At 73.2% G+C, this 19,827-nt stretch carries 20 protein-coding genes; 5 read left to right on the forward strand and 15 right to left on the reverse strand.

Annotated elements, in window-relative coordinates:
• Window positions 1-73: 73 nt before the first annotated feature.
• A complete protein-coding gene (locus tag AB0I82_RS22450) occupies window positions 74-1,003 on the reverse strand; it encodes a DUF2520 domain-containing protein (RefSeq protein WP_363259130.1) in 930 nt (309 codons plus the stop codon).
• A gap of 232 nt (window positions 1,004-1,235) precedes the next feature.
• Here AB0I82_RS22450 and AB0I82_RS22455 point away from each other — a divergent pair, with 232 nt between their 5' ends.
• Window positions 1,236-2,384: a beta-eliminating lyase-related protein gene (locus tag AB0I82_RS22455; protein ID WP_363259131.1), complete on the forward strand. Its 1,149-nt coding sequence runs from the start codon at window positions 1,236-1,238 to the stop codon at window positions 2,382-2,384.
• Here AB0I82_RS22455 and AB0I82_RS22460 read toward each other — a convergent pair.
• Window positions 2,295-2,600 (reverse strand): hypothetical protein, encoded by a 306-nt coding sequence (locus AB0I82_RS22460; protein WP_363259132.1) that lies wholly within the window; start codon window positions 2,598-2,600, stop codon window positions 2,295-2,297. The two genes, AB0I82_RS22455 and AB0I82_RS22460, sit on opposite strands and share 90 nt — an antisense overlap.
• A 144-nt stretch (window positions 2,601-2,744) precedes the next feature.
• Between AB0I82_RS22460 and AB0I82_RS22465 the strand changes: the two genes are divergently transcribed.
• Window positions 2,745-3,857: a DUF5937 family protein gene (locus AB0I82_RS22465; protein WP_363259633.1), complete on the forward strand. Its 1,113-nt coding sequence runs from the start codon at window positions 2,745-2,747 to the stop codon at window positions 3,855-3,857.
• Window positions 3,858-3,926: 69 nt separating this feature from the next.
• Here the strand turns inward: AB0I82_RS22465 and AB0I82_RS22470 are convergent, their stop codons facing one another.
• The 3 genes from AB0I82_RS22470 to AB0I82_RS22480 form a co-directional block, all read right to left on the reverse strand.
• Window positions 3,927-4,352 carry a DUF1992 domain-containing protein gene (locus AB0I82_RS22470; protein WP_363259133.1) on the reverse strand — a complete coding sequence of 142 codons (426 nt, stop codon included), beginning with the start codon at window positions 4,350-4,352 and terminating at the stop codon, window positions 3,927-3,929.
• Between the two features lie 35 nt (window positions 4,353-4,387).
• A complete protein-coding gene (locus AB0I82_RS22475) occupies window positions 4,388-5,071 on the reverse strand; it encodes a response regulator transcription factor (protein WP_363259134.1) in 684 nt (227 codons plus the stop codon).
• A 117-nt stretch (window positions 5,072-5,188) separates the two neighbouring features.
• Window positions 5,189-6,394, reverse strand: a complete 1,206-nt coding sequence (locus AB0I82_RS22480) for a sensor histidine kinase (RefSeq protein WP_363259135.1) — start codon at window positions 6,392-6,394, stop codon at window positions 5,189-5,191.
• A gap of 121 nt (window positions 6,395-6,515) precedes the next feature.
• Here AB0I82_RS22480 and AB0I82_RS22485 point away from each other — a divergent pair, with 121 nt between their 5' ends.
• Together AB0I82_RS22485 and AB0I82_RS22490 are read left to right on the forward strand one after the other, a co-directional pair.
• On the forward strand, window positions 6,516-7,619 hold the full coding sequence (locus AB0I82_RS22485; RefSeq protein ID WP_363259136.1) for an SAM-dependent methyltransferase: 1,104 nt from the start codon (window positions 6,516-6,518) through the stop codon (window positions 7,617-7,619).
• Window positions 7,616-8,758 (forward strand): NADH-quinone oxidoreductase subunit D, encoded by a 1,143-nt coding sequence (locus tag AB0I82_RS22490; protein ID WP_363259137.1) that lies wholly within the window; start codon window positions 7,616-7,618, stop codon window positions 8,756-8,758. Before AB0I82_RS22485 ends, AB0I82_RS22490 begins: the two co-directional genes overlap by 4 nt.
• A gap of 158 nt (window positions 8,759-8,916) precedes the next feature.
• On the opposite strand, the gene AB0I82_RS22495 is transcribed toward AB0I82_RS22490, so the two are convergent.
• The 4 genes from AB0I82_RS22495 to AB0I82_RS22510 all read right to left on the reverse strand — a co-directional run bounded on the left by AB0I82_RS22495 (window position 8,917) and on the right by AB0I82_RS22510 (window position 12,816).
• Entirely contained in the window at window positions 8,917-10,272 is a 1,356-nt protein-coding gene (locus AB0I82_RS22495; protein ID WP_363259138.1) for a hypothetical protein, read from the reverse strand.
• Window positions 10,273-10,336: 64 nt separating this feature from the next.
• Window positions 10,337-11,290 (reverse strand): ABC transporter substrate-binding protein, encoded by a 954-nt coding sequence (locus AB0I82_RS22500; RefSeq protein WP_363259634.1) that lies wholly within the window; start codon window positions 11,288-11,290, stop codon window positions 10,337-10,339.
• 35 nt (window positions 11,291-11,325) lie between these two features.
• Complete coding sequence (locus AB0I82_RS22505) at window positions 11,326-12,048, reverse strand: ABC transporter permease (RefSeq protein ID WP_363259139.1); 723 nt, start codon at window positions 12,046-12,048, stop codon at window positions 11,326-11,328.
• A gap of 3 nt (window positions 12,049-12,051) precedes the next feature.
• Window positions 12,052-12,816 (reverse strand): ABC transporter permease, encoded by a 765-nt coding sequence (locus tag AB0I82_RS22510; protein WP_363259635.1) that lies wholly within the window; start codon window positions 12,814-12,816, stop codon window positions 12,052-12,054.
• A 166-nt stretch (window positions 12,817-12,982) separates the two neighbouring features.
• Between AB0I82_RS22510 and AB0I82_RS22515 the strand changes: the two genes are divergently transcribed.
• Window positions 12,983-14,143: a betaine/proline/choline family ABC transporter ATP-binding protein gene (locus AB0I82_RS22515; protein ID WP_363259636.1), complete on the forward strand. Its 1,161-nt coding sequence runs from the start codon at window positions 12,983-12,985 to the stop codon at window positions 14,141-14,143.
• Between the two features lie 234 nt (window positions 14,144-14,377).
• On the opposite strand, the gene AB0I82_RS22520 is transcribed toward AB0I82_RS22515, so the two are convergent.
• From AB0I82_RS22520 to AB0I82_RS22545, 6 genes are all read right to left on the reverse strand, one after another.
• Complete coding sequence (locus AB0I82_RS22520) at window positions 14,378-14,860, reverse strand: DUF3180 domain-containing protein (RefSeq protein WP_363259140.1); 483 nt, start codon at window positions 14,858-14,860, stop codon at window positions 14,378-14,380.
• 120 nt (window positions 14,861-14,980) lie between these two features.
• Complete coding sequence (gene folK, locus AB0I82_RS22525; protein ID WP_363259141.1) at window positions 14,981-15,574, reverse strand: 2-amino-4-hydroxy-6-hydroxymethyldihydropteridine diphosphokinase; 594 nt, start codon at window positions 15,572-15,574, stop codon at window positions 14,981-14,983.
• Entirely contained in the window at window positions 15,571-15,930 is a 360-nt protein-coding gene (gene folB / locus AB0I82_RS22530) for a dihydroneopterin aldolase (RefSeq protein ID WP_031058505.1), read from the reverse strand. The genes folK and folB overlap by 4 nt, the downstream gene beginning before the upstream one ends.
• Before the next feature lie 357 nt (window positions 15,931-16,287).
• A complete protein-coding gene (locus AB0I82_RS22535; protein WP_030260354.1) occupies window positions 16,288-16,776 on the reverse strand; it encodes a nuclear transport factor 2 family protein in 489 nt (162 codons plus the stop codon).
• Between the two features lie 149 nt (window positions 16,777-16,925).
• On the reverse strand, window positions 16,926-17,807 hold the full coding sequence (folP, locus tag AB0I82_RS22540) for a dihydropteroate synthase (RefSeq protein WP_363259142.1): 882 nt from the start codon (window positions 17,805-17,807) through the stop codon (window positions 16,926-16,928).
• A gap of 159 nt (window positions 17,808-17,966) precedes the next feature.
• Entirely contained in the window at window positions 17,967-19,814 is a 1,848-nt protein-coding gene (locus AB0I82_RS22545) for a phosphatidylglycerol lysyltransferase domain-containing protein (RefSeq protein WP_363259144.1), read from the reverse strand.
• Window positions 19,815-19,827 lie beyond the last annotated feature (13 nt).

Here is a 19,827-nt window from a genome sequence, read left to right on the forward strand (position 1 = left end):
CCGGCGGGCGCGGGAGCGGGGGCGGCCGACGGGACGTGGGCGTCCGTACCGGCCCGGTGCTGTGCGGTGGCGTTCATCGGGTGCCTCCCTCCGTGCGGTCCGGGTCTCCGGAGAGCACGCCGAGCAGGTCCTCGGCGAGCTCCGGCTTGAGCAGGCCGTGCGCGAGCGCCCGGTCCGCCGTCGTACGGGCCATCGCGAGGTATCCGGCGACCGCCTGCGGGGAGTGCTTGCGCAACTCCGCGACGTGCGCGGCGACCGTACCGGCGTCACCGCGCGCGACCGGGCCGGTCAGCGCGGCGTCCCCGGAGCGCAGCGCGTTGTCCAGCGCGGCCCCCAGGAGCGGCCCGAGCATCCGGTCCGGCGCGCCGACCCCGGCCGTGCGCAGCAGCTCCAGGGACTGGGCGACCAGCGTGACGAGGTGGTTGGCCCCGATGGCCAGGGCCGCGTGGTACAGCGGCCGGGCGGCCTCCTCGATCCACTCGGGCTCGCCGCCCATCTCGATGACCAGCGCCTCGGCGGCCATCCGCAGCTCCGCGGGCGCGGTGACCCCGAAGGAGCAGCCGGCCAGCCGCTGGACGTCCACGGAGGTGCCGGTGAACGTCATGGCGGGGTGCAGGGCCAGCGGCAGCGCGCCGGCCCGGGTGGCCTCGTCCAGCACCCCGGCGCCGAACCGCCCGGAGGTGTGCACGAGCAGCTGTCCCGGCCGCACGGCGCCGGTCTCCGCGAGCCCGGCGACCAGGCCGGGCAGCGCGTCGTCGGGGACCGTCAGCAGCACCAGATCGGCGCGCGCGAGGACCTCCTCGGGCGTCACCAGAGGCACGTCGGGGAGGAGCGCGGCGGCGCGCCGCCGGGAGGCGTCGGAGACGCCGGAGACGGCGACCGGGTGGTGCCCGGCAAGCTGCAGGGACGCGGCGAGCGCGGGCCCTACACGGCCTGCCCCGACGACGCCGACGGTGAGCCGGGCGGGGCGGTCCTGGGGCTCTGCAAGGGGGTTCTCATTCACGCGGCAATGGCCTTCCGTTCCAGTCCGCGGGGGGTACCGGACGTTTCCTGGTCATGCTACGCGGTGTTCCGGACGCGCCCCGAGGGACGGACGGCAGGTGAGACGGGCGTCTCGTGGAGTGTCCAGCCCGTCCGGGGTTCGAGGACCGGGTCCGGGGCGGAGCCCCGGTGACGGGAAGGGGCGGGGTGGGGAACAATCCCCAGGACACCGAGGGGGAAGGCGGGGCACACGAATGGACAACGAGGCGCGGACGCGCCAACTGGCGGCGTGGCGCGGCTGCGACCGGGCACTGATGCGCCGCGCGGGCGACGAGAGCGTCGCCGAGCGGCTGGCCCGGCTGACCGCCGATGCCCCGGGAGCGTACGACCTGGACGCCCCGGTGGACTTCTACGCCGACGAGGAGGGCATCGTCGGCACCCTGGAGCGCCGCACGGCGGAGCTGCTGGGCACCGAGGCCGCGGTGTTCTTCCCCACCGGCACGATGGCGCAGCAGGTCGCGCTGCGCTGCTGGGCGGGGCGCACGGGCAACGCCACGGTGGCCGGGCATCCGATGTCGCACCTGGAGGTGCACGAGCGGGACGCGTACGCGGTGGTCAGCGGGTTGCGGATGATCCACCCGACGCGGGAGCCCCGGCTTCCGACCGCCGAAGAGGTACGCGGCCTGGACGAGCCCTTCGGGACGCTCACGCTGGAACTGCCCCTACGGGACGGCGGTTTCGTGCTGCCTTCGTGGGACGAGCTGGTGGCCGTGGTGGACGCGGCCCGGGAGCGCGACGCGGTGGTGCACTTCGACGGGGCGCGGCTGTGGGAGTCGGCGTCGCACTTCGGGCGCTCGCTCCCGGAGATCGCCGATCTCGCCGACAGCGTGTACGTGTCGTTCTACAAGTCACTGGGCGGGATATCGGGCGCCGCGCTGGCCGGCAGCGAGGACTTCGTGGCCGAGGCGCGGGCCTGGCGGCACCGGTACGGCGGCCTCCCGTTCCAGCAGTGGCCGGTCGCGCTGGCCGCGCTGGCGGGCCTGGACCGGGAGCTGCCCCGCCTCCCGGAGTACGTCGCGCACGCCAAGGTGATCGCGCGGGCGCTGGCCGAGGGACTGGCCGAGTGCGGCGTGCCGTGGTTCCGTGTGCATCCCGCCCCGCCGCACACCCAGGACTTCCAGGTGTGGCTGCCGTACGCCCCCGAGGTGCTGGACGAGGCGTCCCTGCGGCTGGCGGAGGAGACCCGTACGAGCCTCTTCAGGCGTTGGTGGGGCGGCGTACCGGGCGTGTCCGGGACCGAGATGTCCGTGGGCTCAGCCGCACTGAGCTGGACTGCCGCCGATGTGCGGGACGTTCTCCCGGACTTCCTGGCCCGGGTGCGGGCGGTGGCCGACGGGGGCTGAGACGGGCGTACGGCGCCCGAGGAGGGCCCGTACGGCACGCAGCAGGCCCCGGGCCGGCCGCCGGTCGGCGGGCGGCGTGACGACGGCTTCGAAGCGCCGCCACTCCCGCACGGCCCGCAGCGCCCGTACGTCGCCGGAACCGGGCAGCGGCGGCCCGGCCTCCCCTCGCTGAGCTGCGCGGTAGACATCAATCATGTGCTGCTGCATCGCGTTCATGCCCTTCACGGTGGGCGGCGCGCGCCGCCCGGGGCACGCCGATTGACGGGAGCCGTCAAACGTCGGCGGGCGCGCCCTACGGGTCGCGCATGATGGGCGTACCGGGCCGGCGACGGCGCGCGCACAGGGGAGGAACACGTGGGGATCCAGATCGACATCACCGGCCTGCCGGAGGAACGCTTCGTCTTCGTCCCCTCGCCACTCGCGGAGCTCGGTACCGCGCTGCACGCACTCACCGAGCCGGGCCACCACCCCGGGCTGCACGGCTGGACGACGGCGACGTCCAGCGCGATGAAGCCGGAACTGGCCGACCGGCTGCACGAGGCGGGCTTCCTGTGGGGGCCGGCGTTCTCCGACATCTCGATGCCGTTCGCGGCGCTCGCCGACACCCACGGCATGCCCGGCGCGACCCTCGCCGAGGACCTGGACCTGGTCGACCGGCTGGACGACGAGCTGTACGTCGCGGCGGCGCTGGAGATCTCCTGCGCCAGCCAGTACAGCAAGGGCGGCCCCTCGCCGCTGGTCGACGCGGAGTCGCGGCGCCAGGCGCTGGAGCGCGCGGTGGCGCGCGGCCCGCGCCAGGTGGAGTTCGCGCGCCGGCTGCTGGCCGACCCGCCCGCCGTACGGGCCTGGATACGCCGCTTCTTCGAGGACTGCGACCAGGCGTTCTTCGCGGACGTCTGGCAGCGTGTCCGCGTGCAACTGGCGGCCGATGCCCGGCACAAGACCGAGGTGCTGCGTCACAAGGGCCTGGCCGACGCGCTCACGGAGGTGTCCACGGCCCTTTCGGTGGACGAGGAGCAGCGCCGCATCACGGTCGACAAGCTGAGCAACGGCCGGACCACCGCCGTGGACCCGGAGGTCGGCCCCGGGCTGACGTTCGTCCCGAGTTCCTTCGGCTGGCCGCACCTGATGGTGCTGCACGCGCCGCGCTGGCGACCGGTGATCCACTACCCGGTGGCCGCCCCCGAGTTGTCGCGTACGGCCTCCGTGGAGCTGCTCCAGCAGCGCCTGGAGGCGCTGGCGCACCCGGTGCGCATCCGGATCTGCCGCAACCTCGCCCGGACCGCGTACAGCACCGGCGAACTCGCCGCGGAGCAGGGCATCACCGCGCCCGAGGTCTCCCGGCACCTCGGCGTCCTGAAGAAGGCGGGCCTGATCCAGACCCGCCGCCGCGGCCGGTACGTCCTGCACCAGCTCGACCTCCAGGTCGTCGCCCGGCTGGGGAGCGACTTCCTGGAGGGCATTCTGCGCTGACGGGGCGCCTACGGGGCGAGCGCTCGGCCTACGGGGGCGTGCGCGTTGCCCACAAGGCTGGCGCGCGGCCTACGGGTCCTGCCGCTGCCGCACCCGGTCCCGTACCGCCGCGCGCCACTCCTTCACGACCTCCTCCGGGTCGTACGGGGCGAGGCCCAGCGGCGGCCCCGGAGGCGGGTTCTTCAGCGCTTCCCGGATCCTGCCGTTGATGTCCGCGACGATGTGCCGGGCCTCGCGCTCGGAGCGGGCGCCGCGCGCCGCTGCCAGCGCGTCCTCGGCCTCCTTGCGCAGCGCGAGCGTGGGCGGGAGGTAGGACAGGCTCTCCCGCTCCATCTTGTCCCGCACCCACCACATCTCGTCGTACGGCTTGTTCAGGCCCTTCAGAGGCTCCCCGGCCCCTGGCAGATCGTCGAACTCGCCCCGCTCGGCGGCTTCCCTGATCTGCCGGTCGACCCAGGTCTCGAAGCTGACGCCCGGCGGCTTGCGGTCGGTCACGGTGCTCTCCCTGCTGCGTAGGGGGCTCGGTCCTTCTATGATGCGCCGCCGCCCGCCCGCACCAGGCCCGTCTCGTACGCCAGCACGACCGCCTGGACGCGGTCCCGCAGTTCGAGCTTGGTGAGGATGCGGCCCACGTGCGTCTTGACCGTGGCCTCGGAGAGGACCAGCCGGGCGGCGATCTCGCCGTTCGACAGCCCCTGCGCGACCAGCAGCAGCACCTCGCGCTCCCGCTCGGTGAGCCGCCGCAGCTCCGGGCGGCCCTCCTGCGGCGCGGCCGACGGCAGCATCGGCGTGAAGCGGTCCAGCAGGCGGCGGGTGGTGGACGGCGCGACCACCGCGTCACCGCTGTGCACCGCGCGGATCGCCCCCAGCAGCTCGTCCGGCGGCACGTCCTTGAGCATGAAGCCGCTGGCCCCTGCCTTGAGCGCGGAGAACGCGTACTCATCGAGGTCGAAGGTGGTCAGGATGAGCACCTTCGGGGCGTCCTCCGCCGTCCCGTCCGCGCAGATCCGCCGGGTGGTCTCCACGCCGTCCAGGTTCGGCATCCGCACGTCCATCAGGATCACGTCGACCCGGGTGGCCCGCAGCGTCTCCAGGGCGGCCACGCCGTCGCCCGCCTCCGCGACGACCTCCATGTCCGGCTGGGCCGCCAGCACCATCCGGAAGCCGGTGCGCAGCAGCACCTGGTCGTCGACGAGCATCACACGGATGGTCATGCGGGGGTCCGTCCCTTCGGGGGCATCGGTTCGGGGCATCGGTTGGGGCGTCGGTCAACAAGAAGTGCGCCGGTGCGGCGCATCCGTAGGTCGTGGCGCATACGTAGGTCCGGTGCCTCAACGCGCCGGTGCGAGCGGCAGCACGGCGCTGATACGGAAGCCGCCGCCCGGCCGCGGCCCCGCGTCCAGGCTGCCGCCGACCATACCGACGCGTTCCCGCATGCCGATGAGGCCGTGGCCCTGCCCGTCGGCGCCGCCCTCCTCGTACAGCTCGTGCTGCGCGCCCCGGCCGTCGTCCTCCACGAGGAGCTGCAGGCTCTCGTCCCCGTAGACGATGCGGACCGTCGCCGCGACGCCGGGCCCGCCGTGCTTGCGGGTGTTGGTCAGCGCCTCCTGGACGATGCGGTACGCGGTCAGCTCCACGCCGCTGGGCAGCGGCCGCTCCCGGCCGTCCACCGTGAACTCCACGGGAAGGCCCGCGCCGCGCACCTGCTCCACGAGGTCGGCGAGCTGGTCGACGCCGGGCTGCGGGACGTACTCGCCGCCCTCGGCCCCCTCGCCGGTCCGCAGCACGCCGAGCAGCCGGCGCATCTCGGCGAGCGCCTGCCGGCCGGTGCCGGAGATGGTCTCCAGCGCCTGCTGGGCCTGCTCGGGCGCGGACTTGAGCACATACGCCGCGCCGTCGGCCTGCACCACCATCACCGAGACGTTGTGCGCGACGACGTCGTGCAGCTCGCGGGCGATCCGGGCGCGCTCGGCCGCCACCGCAATCCGGGACTGCGTCGCCCGCTCCTTCTCCAGCCGCGACGCGCGCTCCTCCAGTTGCGCCCAGTAGGCACGCCGGGTGCGCAGCGAGTCGCCCATCACCCAGGCCAGTACGAACGGGACGGTCAGGAAGACGACGACGACCACGTCCTGCCACATCGTGTAGTACGGGTCGGGCTGGTGCCAGCGGAGTCTGGACAGGATCGGCGCGAGGATGCCGCCTGCCAGCGCGTACCAGGAGGCCCAGCGGACGTTCCCGTACGCGACGGTGTAGATGATCACCAGCATCGCGAAGTCCGCCGGATTCGACTCCACGTCGAAGACCAGCTGCGCGACGCCCGCGAGGGTCGCCAGCAGCAGCATCCTCAGCGGGGCCTTGCGACGCAGCGCGACGACCGTGCACAGCGCGAGGACGACCAGCACCCCGACGGCGCGCTGGACGGAGCCGGTGAGTATGTCGGACATCAGCCACAGGCCGCAGAACGCGAGCAGCAGCAGCGCCCAGAAGGTGTCCACACCTGTCGGGTGCCTGCGGAAGAAGTCGTAGAGACGCTGCACGTCACCCAGCGTAGGCAGGGCGTATAGGTGTACGGGTCAACCGAAGGAGCGATCCTGGGCGCGCGCCCTACTCCCCAAGGTGGATGCCGGGCGGTACCCGGGCCGCCCGTACGGTGGGGCCGTGACGAACGAGTGGTGCGGCTGGCGGGACGCGACGGAACGGGCGCTGTACGGGCCCGGCGGCTTCTACACGCGCGCCGACGGCCCCGGGCCCGCCGGGCACTTCCGCACCTCGGTGCACGCCTCTCGGCAGTACGCGGGCGCCGTGGCGACGCTGCTGGAGCGCGTGGACGAGGCGCTGGGGCGTCCGGAGCGGCTGGACGTCCTGGACGTCGGGGCGGGGCGCGGCGAGCTGCTGAGCGGCGTCCTGGCGGCGCTGGACGCGGCCGGGGCGGGGGCCGCCGGGGCGTCGGCCGCCGGGGAGCCCACCGGTACGTCGGCCGGGCGCCCGCTCCCGGCGCGGCTGCGTGCGTACGCCGTCGAGAAGGCGCCCCGCCCCGAAGGGCTCGACCCCCGCATCACCTGGCTCCCCGAGCTGCCGGACCCGGGGACGCTCACCGGGCTGCTCTTCGCCAACGAGTGGCTGGACAACGTCCCGGTGGACGTCGCCGAGACGGACCCGGAGGGCGTGGTGCGCCGCGTACTCGTACGCGCGGAGGACGGCGCGGAACGGCTCGGCGAGCCGGTGACGGGCGAGGACGCGGCGTGGCTGGCGGAATGGTGGCCCACTGGCGGGGACGGCGGTCCCATGGACGGGGACGGCGGACCGGGGTGCCGCGCCGAGATCGGGCGGCCGCGGGACGCCGCGTGGGCGCGTGCGGTACGGACGCTGCGCCGCGGGTTCGCCGTGACCGCGGACTACGCGCACCTACGGGAGGCCCGCCCGCCGTACGGCACCCTCACCGGCTTCCGCGACGGCCGCGAGGCCGCCCCCGTACCGGACGGCAGCCGCGACATCACCGCACACGTCGCGCTGGACGCCTGCGCGGCGGCCGGCGGCACCGGGGCGCTGCTGCTCACCCAGCGGGCCGCGCTGCGCTCCCTGGGCGTCGACGGCAGCCGGCCGCCGCTGGCCCTCGCGACCACCGATCCCGCCGCCTACCTGCGGGCCCTCAGCGGCGCCGGCGAGGCCGCCGAGCTGACCGACCCGGGCGGCCTCGGGGCCTTCCACTGGCTGGTCCAGCCGGTCGGCCTGCCGGCCGGAGCTGTCAGACTGTCCCCATGACGGAGACGACGGTCGGCATTGGCGGTGCGGCGGAGAGCACGGACATGGTGCTCAACATCGGGCCCCAGCATCCCTCCACGCACGGAGTGCTGCGGCTGCGCCTGGTACTGGACGGCGAGCGCATCAGCCACGCCGAACCGGTGATCGGTTACATGCACCGCGGCGCGGAGAAGCTTTTCGAGGCGCGCGATTACCGCCAGATCATCGTGCTCGCCAACCGCCACGACTGGCTGTCGGCGTTCTCCAACGAGCTCGGCGTCGTGATGGCCGTCGAACGGATGCTCGGCATGGAGGTCCCGGAGCGGGCGGTCTGGACGCGCACCCTCCTGGCCGAGCTGAACCGCGTACTGAACCACCTGATGTTCCTCGGGTCGTACCCCCTGGAGCTGGGCGGGATCACCCCGGTCTTCCACGCCTTCCGCGAGCGCGAAGAGCTGCAGAACGTCATGGAGGAGCTCTCCGGCGGCCGGATGCACTACATGTTCAACCGCGTCGGCGGCCTCAAGGAGGACCTGCCGGCCGGCTGGCTGGGCCGCGCCCGGGACGCCGTGGCCGCGGTCCGCTCCCGTATGGACGTCTTCGACCGCCTCGTACTGGGCAACGAGATCTTCCGCGGCCGGACCCGCGGGGTCGGCGTGCTGACCCCGGAGGCGGTGCACGCGTACGGCGTCTCCGGGCCCATCGGCCGCGCCTCGGGCGTCGACTTCGACCTGCGCCGCGACGAGCCGTACCTGGCCTACGGGGAGCTGCGGGACACCCTGAAGGTCGTCACCCGCTCCGAGGGCGACTGCCTGGCCCGCTTCGAGGTGCTGCTGGAGCAGACGCACAACGCGCTCGACCTGGCCGACGCCTGCCTGGACCGGATGGCGGAGCTGGCCCCCGGGCCGATCAACCAGCGGCTCCCGAAGGTGCTCAAGGCCCCCGAGGGCGCGACGTACGCCTGGACCGAGAACCCGCTCGGCATCAACGGCTACTACCTCGTCTCCAAGGGCGAGAAGACCCCGTACCGCCTCAAGCTCCGCTCCGCCTCGTTCAACAACATCCAGGCCCTGACGGAGCTGCTCCCCGGCACCCTGGTCGCCGACATGGTCGCCATCCTGGGCTCGCTGTTCTTCGTGGTGGGCGACATCGACAAGTGACGGCCGGGGCGTGGCCGGCTGTACGCCGGGTATCGCCCGGGCCAACACCAACAGGGTCGTCCACAGGGTGTGGATAACTTTCCCGCGGCTCTGGGACACGTAAAAGCGCCCGCACCGATCAGTGACCGGTGCGGGCGTTTCTCGTGCCTCTCGCGCGCCTACTGTGAAGCCGCGCTGCGGAGCTCCACGACGTCGATCTGTTCCGTCTCGTCGTGCGCGGTCAGGTCGATGACCTCGCCGGCGGCGGGCTCGTCGGAACCGGCCTCGGGCGCGGGCTCCGGCGCGGCGCTCTCCTCGCGCGGCTGTGCGGGCTCCTGCGCGGCCTGGCGGGCCGCCGCGCGAGCCGACTGTTCGGCCACCGCCTCGTCGCCCACCACGTCCGCCAGATCCTCCTCCAGCGGCGCCGCCGGGGCCTCCTGGGGCACGGCGACCGGGCCCGTGGCGGAGGCCGTGTGGTCCGCACTGGGGGCCGTTCCGCCGCCGGAGGCCGGGCCCGCTCCCGTACCGAAGAAGTCGAAGCCGCCGGTCGCCCGCGAGGCGGGCCGGTGCTGCGCGCTGAGCGGCGCGACCGCGGCAGCCGGCACCGGGCGCAGCGCGGGGGCGCCCTCGGCCGTCGCACGGACCTGCGCGGCGGCGCGGGCCTGTTCGGCGGCGCGCTGCCGCTCCGCCCGCTCCCGCTCCGCACGCCGGGCGGCGTCGCGACGGGCGGCCTCCTGCCGGGCGGCGCTCTCGTTCAGCCGCAACAGCGCCTCGTCCGCCTTACGGAAGTCACGCGCGGTGGGAGCCGCCGAGTCGGCGCGACCGGCGGCCGAAGCCGGGGAGGCGGCGTCGTCGGACCCCGTGGCCGGACACACGTCGGCGCCCGTGGCCGGGCGCGCGGCAGCGCGGCCGGGAGCGGCAGCCGGTGAGGCGGCGGCGTCGGCAGCGGCAGTCGGCGTGCCCGGCGTGATGGCGGCCGCCGTCGTTCCGTCGGCGACGGGGCCAACGGCCGCGGGCCGGACGGCCGTCAGGCCCGGTACCGGCACGGCGCCGCCCGCCGTCAGCTCCCGCGCCGGGGCCGTGGCCTCGATCGCGAGCCGGCGGCGGCCCTCCAGCGCGCTGGCCCGCTCGGTCTCGGCCGTGGCGTACCGGCGCAGCAGCGCGGCGTGTTCATTGCGCAGCCGGGCCAGCTCGGCGCGCTTGGCGCGGAGTTTGGTCTCCAGTGCGGCCCGGATCTCCCGGGCCTCCTCGACGTCCGTCTCCAGTTCGGCGACGCGCTCCTCGGTCCGCCACTCGTCGCGCACCCGGGCGCGGGTGAGTTCGGCGACCCGCTTGCCGGCCGTACGGTCCCACGTACGGGCCAGCACGGCACCGCCGACCGCGGCAACGGCCGCGGCGGCGACCAGGATCCGGAGCACCAGCGCATCGCCGACCAGCCAGGCACCGGCGGCGCAGGCAATTGACGCACCGGCGACCGTCGTAGGGGGAAGAAGCCGGTGCAGGGGTGGGGAATGGCGATGGCGTCCTCGTGGCATGGCCTGAAATTTACCGTGCGTACGAGGCTGATGGGGCCCCGCCCTGCAATCCGTTTCCCGCTGGTTACTTCTTGAGCAGCTCCTTCTCCTTCAGATAGGCCGTCGCGACATCCGCCGGCTTGCGCCGATCGGCATCGACCTGGCGGTTCAGCTCGATCAAGTCCTTCGTCGTGAGCACCTTCGTGAGCTTGCCGAGCGCGCTCGCGATCGCGCTGTCACCGGCGCTCTCGGCATTCACCACCGGCAGCACATTCTCGGCGTTCTGCAAGTGCTTGTCGTCCTTGAGGAGCACCAGCCCGAAGCTGTCGAGCGTGGCGTCCGTCGTGGTCGTCAGCACCAGCTGATCCGTGCCGTCCTTGACCGCCTGCTTGGCCTGCACCGTGCCCACGCCCTTGGGGTCGATGCCCGTCACGGCTATGCCGTACGTCTTCTTCAGGCCCGGCAGGCAGTACGGCCTGGTCTCGCACTCCTCGCCCGCCGCGAGCTTCACCTTCTCCTTCGAGTCGCCAAGGTCCGAGAGCGTCTTCAGCTTGTGCTTCGCGGCGAATTCCTTGGTGACCGCGAAGGCGTTCTGGTCCGTCGCCGCGCCGTGCGGGAGAACCTTCAGTCCGCGCGGCTCGGCGAGCTTCTTCAGTGCCGCGACGGTCTCGTCCGCGTCGTTGGACGCGACCGACTTCGCCTTGGCGCCGTTCTCCTTGGCGTTGAGAAAATCGGCGAGCGTGGAGGCGTATTCCGGAACGACATCGATCTCGCCCTTCTCCAGCGCCGGTTCGTACAGCTCGCGATTCTTCAGCGTCTGCACGGACGTCTTGTACCCGGCATTGGAAATGATCTTGGAATAGAGCTCGGCGAGCACCTGGGACTCGGTGAATCCCGCGGAACCGACCACGATCGTGCCCTTGCCGCCCTCGCTCTTGCCGCCCTTTTCCTCCAGGCTCTGGCCGCCGCACGCGGACAGCCCGGCGGCCAGCGCCAGCACCGTCCCCGCGACAAGGGCCGTCCGCGCGGTACGCGACATGCTGTTCATCCGAACTCCCCATCCAGTCTTCGAGGTCAACCAGTGGAGCACGCCACCGGCCCCCGCCCACCTGTCTTTTCCGCCCGCCGCCGACGGCGGCCGCGCATCGGGTCGCACAGCCGCTCCACCGTCACCAGCACCGCCTCCACGAGCAGCGCCAGCCCCGCGACCAGCACCGCGCCCGCCACCACCTGCGGGGTGTCGTAATTGCCGAAGCCCGCCGTGATGATCCGGCCGAGACCACCGCCGCCGGCCAGCGCGGCCAGCGTCACCGTCGCCACGACCTGCACCGACGCCGACCGCAGCCCCGTCATGATCAAGGGGTACGCGAGCGGGAGCTCGACCCGGAGCAGCAGCTGCGGGCCGGACATGCCCATCCCCCGGGCCGCCTCCACCACATCGCGGTCGGCCTCCCGCATCCCGACGTACGCATTGGTCAGCAGCGGCGGCACCGCGAACAGCACCAGCGCCACGATCGTCGGCCAGTCCCCCGCCTTGCCCAGCGGACTGAGCGTCAGCAGCACCAGTACCGCGAAGGTCGGCACCGCACGGCCGACGTTGGCGAGATTGACCGCCAGCGCCCCGCCCCTGCCGATGTGGCCCAGATACAGCGCCACCGGCAGCGCCAGCAGACAGGAGATGACCAGGCAGACCACGCTGAGCTGCACATGCTGGCCCAGGCGGTGCCATACGCCGTTCTCCCCCGCCCAGTTGGCGGCGGAGCCCAGCCAGTCCCATGCGCCCGTGATCGCGTCCATCGCTCAGGCCACCGCCTTCCGCTCGGGTCCGGACCGGCGTATTCCTCCGGCCCCGCCGAGCCCCCGCCGCGTCCGGCCGGCCCGGGTCCAGGGCGTCAACGCCCGCTGCAGGCCCACCAGCAGCAGATCGGCGACCAGCGCCAGCAGCACGCACAGCACGGACGCCGTGAGCACCTCGGCCTTGAAGAAGCCCTGCATCCCGCTGTCGATGAGATTGCCCAGGCCGCCGAAGCCGACGACCGCGCCGATCGTCGTCATCGCCACCGTCGAGACCGTGGCGATCCGCAGTCCCGCCATCAACGCGGGGAGCGCCAACGGCAGTTCGACCTGGAAGAGCAGCCTCAGCGGGCCGTACCCCATCCCGCGGGCCGCCTCGCGCACCTCCGCGGGGACCGCCTGCAGGCCCGCGAGGATGTTCCGCACCAGGATCGTCAGGGAATAGAGCACCAGGCCCGTCACGACCACGGCGGCCGAGACCCCGAACACCGGGGTCAGCAGCGCGAACATGGCCAGCGACGGGACCGTGTACAGAATCGTCGTCAGGCCGAGCACCGGCCCGGCCGCGCCGCGCCGCTGCCGCGCGAGCAGCGCCAGCGGGAACGCCACCAACAGGCCGATGGCCACGGAGAGGACGGTGATCCAGACGTGCTGGACGGTGGCGTCCACCAACTCCTGGCCACGACTGCGGAGATACTCACCGCAGATCCAGTCGTTCGCCTGCAGGCAGTCGCGCGGGCTCACGGCCGCGCTCACGTACGTACTGCTCATGGGCGTGCTCACGCCACGTCACCTCCCCCGTCCGCTCGTTCACCAATCCGGTGACTGTCTGCGACCTTATCCCCCACCACTGACAATCGGCCCGGCCCGCCGTTCACTTGCAACATCCCGTTCATCCCGCCCCCCGGCGGACCGACGACAATGGGGAAGCATGAGCATGATCCGCTTCGAGCACGTCACCAAGCGTTACGCGGACGGCACCACCGCCGTCGACGACCTCTCCTTCGAGGTCGCCGAGGGCGAGCTCGTCACGCTCGTCGGCCCGTCCGGCTGCGGCAAGACCACGACCATGAAGATGGTCAACCGCCTGATCGAGCCGAGCGGCGGCCGCATCTTCCTGGACGGCGCCGACATCGCCACCGTCGACCCGGTCGAGCTGCGCCGGCGCATCGGGTACGTGATCCAGCAGATCGGGCTGTTCCCGCACAAGACCGTGCTGGACAACACCGCCACGGTCCCGCACCTGCTCGGCCGGCCCCGCAAGCAGGCCCGCGCCCGGGCCGCCGAACTCCTCGACCTGGTCGGCCTGGACCCCTCCGTGTACGGCGACCGGTACCCGGAGCAGCTCTCCGGCGGCCAGCGCCAGCGCGTCGGCGTGGCCCGCGCCCTCGCCGCCGATCCGCCCGTGCTGCTGATGGACGAGCCGTTCGGTGCCGTGGACCCGGTCGTCCGCGAGCACCTGCAGACGGAATTCCTGCGGCTGCAGTCCTCGCTCCGCAAGACGGTGCTCTTCGTGACGCACGACATCGAGGAAGCGGTACGGCTGGGCGACCGCATCGCCGTCTACGGGGCCGGACGCATCGAACAGTTCGACACTCCGGCGACGGTGCTGGGCGCGCCCGCGACACCGTACGTAGCGGAGTTCGTGGGCGCCGACCGGGGGCTGAAGCGGCTGTCCGTCACCCCCATCGAGACCGGCGACCTCGAACAGCCGCCGGTCATCCACCTCGACGACCCCGTGGGGCGCGCGCTGGCCGGGATGACGGCGGACGGCGCCCGCTGGGCGGTCGTACTGGACCACGAGGACCGGCTGCACGGCTGGGTCTCGGCGGACACCCTCGCGCTCGCGAAGGAGGGCACGGTCCGCGAGCACGCGCGGCGCATGGAGGCGTGGCTGCCGGTCGGGGCGCCCCTGAAGCAGGCGTTCAGCACGATGCTGCAGCACGATGCGGGCTGGATCGCCGTACTGGACGGCGACCGCTTCCTCGGCGTCCTCACCCCGGGCCGCCTCCACGAGGCCCTGCGCCGCTCGACCACGGCGGACGCGGCGAACATCTCCCGCGCGGACGTGGCCCTGGAGTCGGTACTGGACGCGTGAGGGGGCTCGGGGGCGGGGCGGGGCGGCGGGCGGAACCGGGCGCGGGCCGTGGCAGAGGCCGCTGCGCCTACGGGTGCAGCTCCGGGGTCCCCCACCCCGGGGGTTACCCAAAGGCGCGCCCCGACGCACCCGAGCGGCCCCGGGGCCACCCGAAAGAGCTCCCGCGCCCGCGCATCACACAGCCACCGGTCGCCTCACACAGCCACCGGCCGCCTCACGCAGCTGCCGGCCGCCTCACGCAGGCGCTGCCCCCGCCTCGTCCTCATCGTCCGGGAGCTTGCAGACGCGCTCCAGGAAGACGGCGGCGGCGACCACCGCCAGGCCGGCGAGGACCGCCAGGCCCGCGTACACCGTCTGGTCCGTGCGGCCCTGGGCCGCGGAGCCCGAGGTCAGCAGGAAGACCGCGACGCCGCCGTACAGGCCGCTCACGACCGCGGCGACCAGCGCGCTCGCCTGGCCGAACAGCACAGCCCGCGCGGCCATCATCGGCTCGACGCCCTTCGCGCCGGGCACCCGCTCGCGCTGGGCCTTCAGCCGGCTGCGCAGCGACAGAGCCGTCGCCGCCAGCACGGCCGCGATCAGCGCCAGCACGATCGGGGCCGCCAGCGGCACGCTGGGCAGGCTGCCGAGCGCGTCCCACAGCCGGGCGCCGGCCCAGGCCAGTACGCCTGCCACCACGAACAGCCCGACCAGCACCTTGATCTTTAGCTGCTTCATCGAGCTCGTCGCCCCTCACACCGTTCTGGCCACGCGCCCACGCGGACGCGCCGGCCGTCATGTCCACCGGACACCATCATGATCCCTCTACCGGCCCCCGGAGAGCCGTAGGGACAACGATCACTCCGGCAGTCGCAGTTCCAGGTCGGCGCGCGGCGCGACGCCGCCCCGGCCCAGCTCCGCCAGCAGCTCGGCCACCGAACCGTGTCCGGGGACCTTGGCCTCGGGGTCGACGTCGTGCCACGGCACGAGGACGAAGGCGCGCTCGTGGGCGCGCGGGTGCGGCAGGGTCAGCACCGGGTCCTGCGAAATAACGTCCTGGTACGCGACGATGTCGACGTCGATCGTGCGCGGACCCCAGCGCTCGTCGCGCACCCGCTCGAACGCCTCCTCGATGGCGTGGCCGCGCTCCAGGAGCGAGGACGGCGGCAGGGTGGTCTTCAGGAGGACCACGGCATTGAAGTACGTCGGCTGGGAGCCCGGCTCCACGCCCCACGGCTCGGTCTCGTACACCGGCGAGACGGCCTTCACCCGCACGCCGGGGGTGTCCTCCAGCGCATCGATGGCGCCCTGCAGCGTCTCCAGGCGGTTGCCCAGATTGCTCCCCAGGGAGATCACCGCGCGTTTGGGATTGGTGAGCGTCACGTCCGCCGCGTCCACCTGCTCCACCACGGAGGCGGGCACCGGCTGTACGGTCGGGTCACTGCTGGTCATACTCGGCTCCGGGTGATGGTGATGGTCACGTCGTCAAAGGGGACCGTGATCGGGGCATCGGGCTTGTGGACGACGACCTCGACCTCCTCCACCCCCTGGTGCTTCAGGCATTGGGCGGCGATCCGCTCCGCGAGCGTCTCGATGAGGTCGACCGGCTCGCCCTCGACGATCGCCACGACCTCCTCCGCCACGACTCCGTAGTGCACGGTCTTCGCGAGGTCGTCGGTCGCCGCCGCAGGGCGGGTGTCCAGGCCCAGCACCAGGTCCACGACGAACGCCTGGCCCGCCTCGCGTTCCTGGGCGAACACGCCGTGGTGTCCCCGGGCCTTCAGCCCGCGCAGCGCGACACGGTCCACGCGAATCACTCCCACTGGTACCACTGATCGTCGAATTGCCGGGCACGCGCCGGACACCGTCCGGAACACCACCCGGTCATCGAATTTACCTGCGAGCACTGACAGCGCTCGCCCACGGGGGCCCTGTACGGCACCCCGCACAGCTGCTGCACAGCCGAGTCCCCGTCCGCGCGGCCATTTACCCCGCGGCCCCTCGCCCCACCCCTACCCCGTCACGACTTGGCTCGAACGAGTGCTCCCTCGGTCACCCCGCTGACCCTGACCGATGACCCGGACACGGTATCCGCCCACGTCAGCGCGGTGCACGCGCCCGTTCAGAAGTCTCAGCAGGTGGTCGCCGCCCCGCCGAGACGCGTCTCACAGGCCGCCGGGGAGACCGCCCACGCCGTCGTCCTCGTCCTCCGGGCCGTCCTCGTCGTCCTCGTCGTCCCGGTCGGCGAGGACCGGCGACCCGTGGTGCGACCACACCCGCCAGCCGTCCTCCGTGCGCCGGAAGACGTTGGTCGCCACGACCAGCTGGCCGATCAGCGGGCCCACCGAGCCGTCCTCCTCGGCCGGTCCGCCGCTGAGGATGTTCTCCGTGCAGGTCACCAGCGCGGTGTCGGCCACCACGTCGATCTCCACATCGGTGAGGAAGAACTGGATGTACTCGGTGTTCGCCATGATCAGCGCATAGGAGCGCAGCACCTCGCTGCGGCCGCGCAGCACCGGCCAGCCAGGGTGCACCACGCTCACCTGGCCGTCCAGCCACAGCTCGGACATCGCCTCGTGATCACCGCGCTCGATGGCCTCGTAGAACGCGGTATTGGCCTGCTCCACCAGCTCGATGTCCGTACGTGGGCTCAAACCGCTCACACCGCTCCCGTCATGTTCCTCATACGTACTTCGCGTCCTTATGGGCGTGCACACGTACGTGCACGAAGGCGCGTCCCGCGCCCCCGTCACCGGGCACACCGCGCGCCACCTGGCTGCCCTGTGCCCTGCCGGGCCCCGTTCTACGCCGGGCGCCGGGCCGCGGAACCGGCCGCCTCCACGGCGCGCGCGACCCGTACCGCGTCGGCGCTCGCCCGCACCTCGTGCACGCGGACCGCCCAGGCACCCTCGCGCGCCGACAGGGCGGTGACCGCCGCCGTCGCCGCGTCCCGCTCCCGGGCCGGCGGCACCGAGGCGGAGGCGCCGGCACCGGCCAGCACCCGGCCCAGGAACCGCTTCCGCGAGGCGGCCACCAGCAGCGGCCGGCCCAGCTCGTGCAGCCGCTCCAGGCCCGCGACCAGCTCCAGGTCGTGCTCGGCCTGCTTGGCGAAGCCCAGCCCGGGGTCGATCACGATGCGCTCCGGGTCGATGCCCCCGGAGACCGCACGGTCCATCGACACCCGCAGCTCGGCCAAGACCTCGCCCACCACGTCGCGGTAGACCGCCCGGTCGTTCATGTCGACGGACTGACCGCGCCAGTGCATCACCACGAACGGCGCGTGCGCAGCAGCCACCACCGGGATCATCGCCGGGTCGGCGGCGCCCGCGCTGACGTCGTTGACCAGCCGCGCGCCCGCCTCCAGCGACTGCTCGGCGACAGAGGCCCGCATGGTGTCCACGGAGATCACCACGCCGGCCGCCGCCAGCTCCCGTACGACCGGGATGACGCGGCGCAGCTCCTCGGCCTCGTCCACCCGCGCGGCACCGGGCCGGGTCGACTCGCCACCCACGTCCACCAGGTCGGCCCCCTGGGCCACCAGGTCCAGGCCGTGCTTGACCGCGAGCTCGGTGTCGAACCAGTCGCCGCCGTCGGAGAACGAGTCGGGCGTCACGTTGACCACGCCCATGACCGCGCACCGGTCCCACTCGGGAAGACCGGCCACCCGGCCACGCAAAGTACTCATACATCCAGCCTAGGCGCTGTGGCCGGGCCGCTCGCCCCGCGCACCGCGCGTACCTGGGCGAACGCGGACGTATGGGCACGCCTGTACGTCCGCGTACGTACCCCTTCGCCGACTCCCCCGCCGGCCCGGCCGCCACCGCGCCCGCCCCTCGGGCCCTGATCAGGCGGCCCGCTCGACCGATGTGCCGCGCAGCCCCGAGGCCCGGTGCGCACACGGCCGCGCGACGGGCTCCGGACGCCGCCGGCGCAGCAGCCGGGGGAACCCCAGCTGTACGAACCCCTCCGCCTGCATCGCCGCGAAGCCGATCCGCGGCAGGTCCCGGGTGGCCCGGAAGACCACGAAGCGCGGCTCCCAGCGCGGCTGGAACTTGGCGTTGAACTTGTACAGCGATTCGATCTGGAACCAGCGCGAGAGGAACACCAGCAGGCCGCGCCACGTGCGCAGCACCGGCCCCGCGCCCAGCTTCTCGCCGCGGGCCAGCGCGGAGCGGAACATCGCGAAGTTCAGGGAGACCCTGGTCACGTCCAGCTTCGGTGCCGCCTGCAGGGCGGCGACGATCAGCAGCTCGTTCATCCCGGGGTCGGCGCTGCGGTCGCGCCGCATCAGGTCCAGCGACATGCCGTCCGGGCCCCACGGTACGAAGTGCAGTACGGCCTTCAGGTCCCCGTAGGGGCCCGGCACCTCGCCCTCCTCGGGTGCGCGGTGCGCCGTGGCGATCACCGCGTCCCCGTCCCGGGGGTCGCCGATCCGGCCCAGCGCCATCGAGAAGCCGCGCTCGGTGGCGGTGCCCCGCCAGCCGTCGGCGGCCCGCTGGACCGCCTCGACCTCCTCCGGGGACAGCTCGGTCACCCGGCGCACCCTGGTCTCGTACCCGTTGCGCTCGATGCGCTTGACCATCTGCCGTACGTTGCGCATCGCGCGCCCCGAGAGCGTGAAGTCCGCCACGTCCACGATGGCCTCGTCGCCCAGCTCCAGCGCGTCCAGACCCGTCTCCCGGGTCCACACCTCGCCGCCGGTCTCGGAGCAGCCCATCACCGCGGGCGTCCAGGAGTGCGCCCGCGCCTCCTCCATGAAGCGCTCGATCGCACCCGGCCACGCCTCGACGTCCCCGATGGGGTCGCCGCTGGCCAGCATCACCCCGGAGACCACGCGGTAGCAGACCGCCGCCTTGCCGCTGGGCGAGAAGACCGCGCCCTTGTCGCGGCGGAGCGCGAAGTGGCCGAGCGAGTCCCGGCTGCCGTGCCGGGCCAGCAGCTCCCGCAGCCGGTCCTCGTCCCCCACCGTGAGCCGGGCGGCCGGCTGCTCGGGCCGGAAGGCCAGGTACGCGGTGGTCGCCAGGGTCAGCAGGCCGAGCGCGCCGAGCGAGTAACCGACCGTGTAGTCGACGTGGTGGGTGTACGCCACGGGCCCCTCGAAGCCGAACAGGCCCCACACCACGTGCTCCAGCTCCGCCCAGACGGTCGGGTCGCCGACGGTGCGGTGCGGGTGGGCGTTGACGATCACCATGCCGAGGCCGACGCTCAAGCCGCCCAGCACGACGAAGTTCAGCAGCGCCTTCCAGCGGCTGCGCGGGTCCGGCAGCGCCGCGAACTCCCGGCGGTGCCACACCAGATAGGCCAGCAGCGCCAGCGAGAGCACCGCTCCGATGACGGAGTGGCGGTACGCGAACTGCGCCGCCGCGCCCACCGGGAGCAGCGTCACCGCGGCGAGCCACACCCGGCGCTTGCGCCGCTTCAGACCGTGCGCCAGCAGCAGGAGCAGCAGGCCCACCACGATCGAAGCGGCCGCGGCGAGCGGGCTCACCGCGCCCGGCAGTACCTCCGCCAGCGCGTGCATCCGGCTGTGCCGGAAGCGGGGGAACACTCCGGACGCCACGTTCAGCAGACCGATCAGCGTGCAGGCCGTACCGACCGCCGTGGGCACCGCTTCCGGGCGCGGTCCCCGCACCCAGCGTGCGCGACGCCACGCAACCACTCCGGACTTTTCGCCATCTAGCCTGTCAGACATCACTTTCCCGTCG

It is taken from the genome of Streptomyces sp. NPDC050315, assembly GCF_040655775.1.
In the GTDB taxonomy this organism is placed as follows: Bacteria; Actinomycetota; Actinomycetes; order Streptomycetales; family Streptomycetaceae; genus Streptomyces.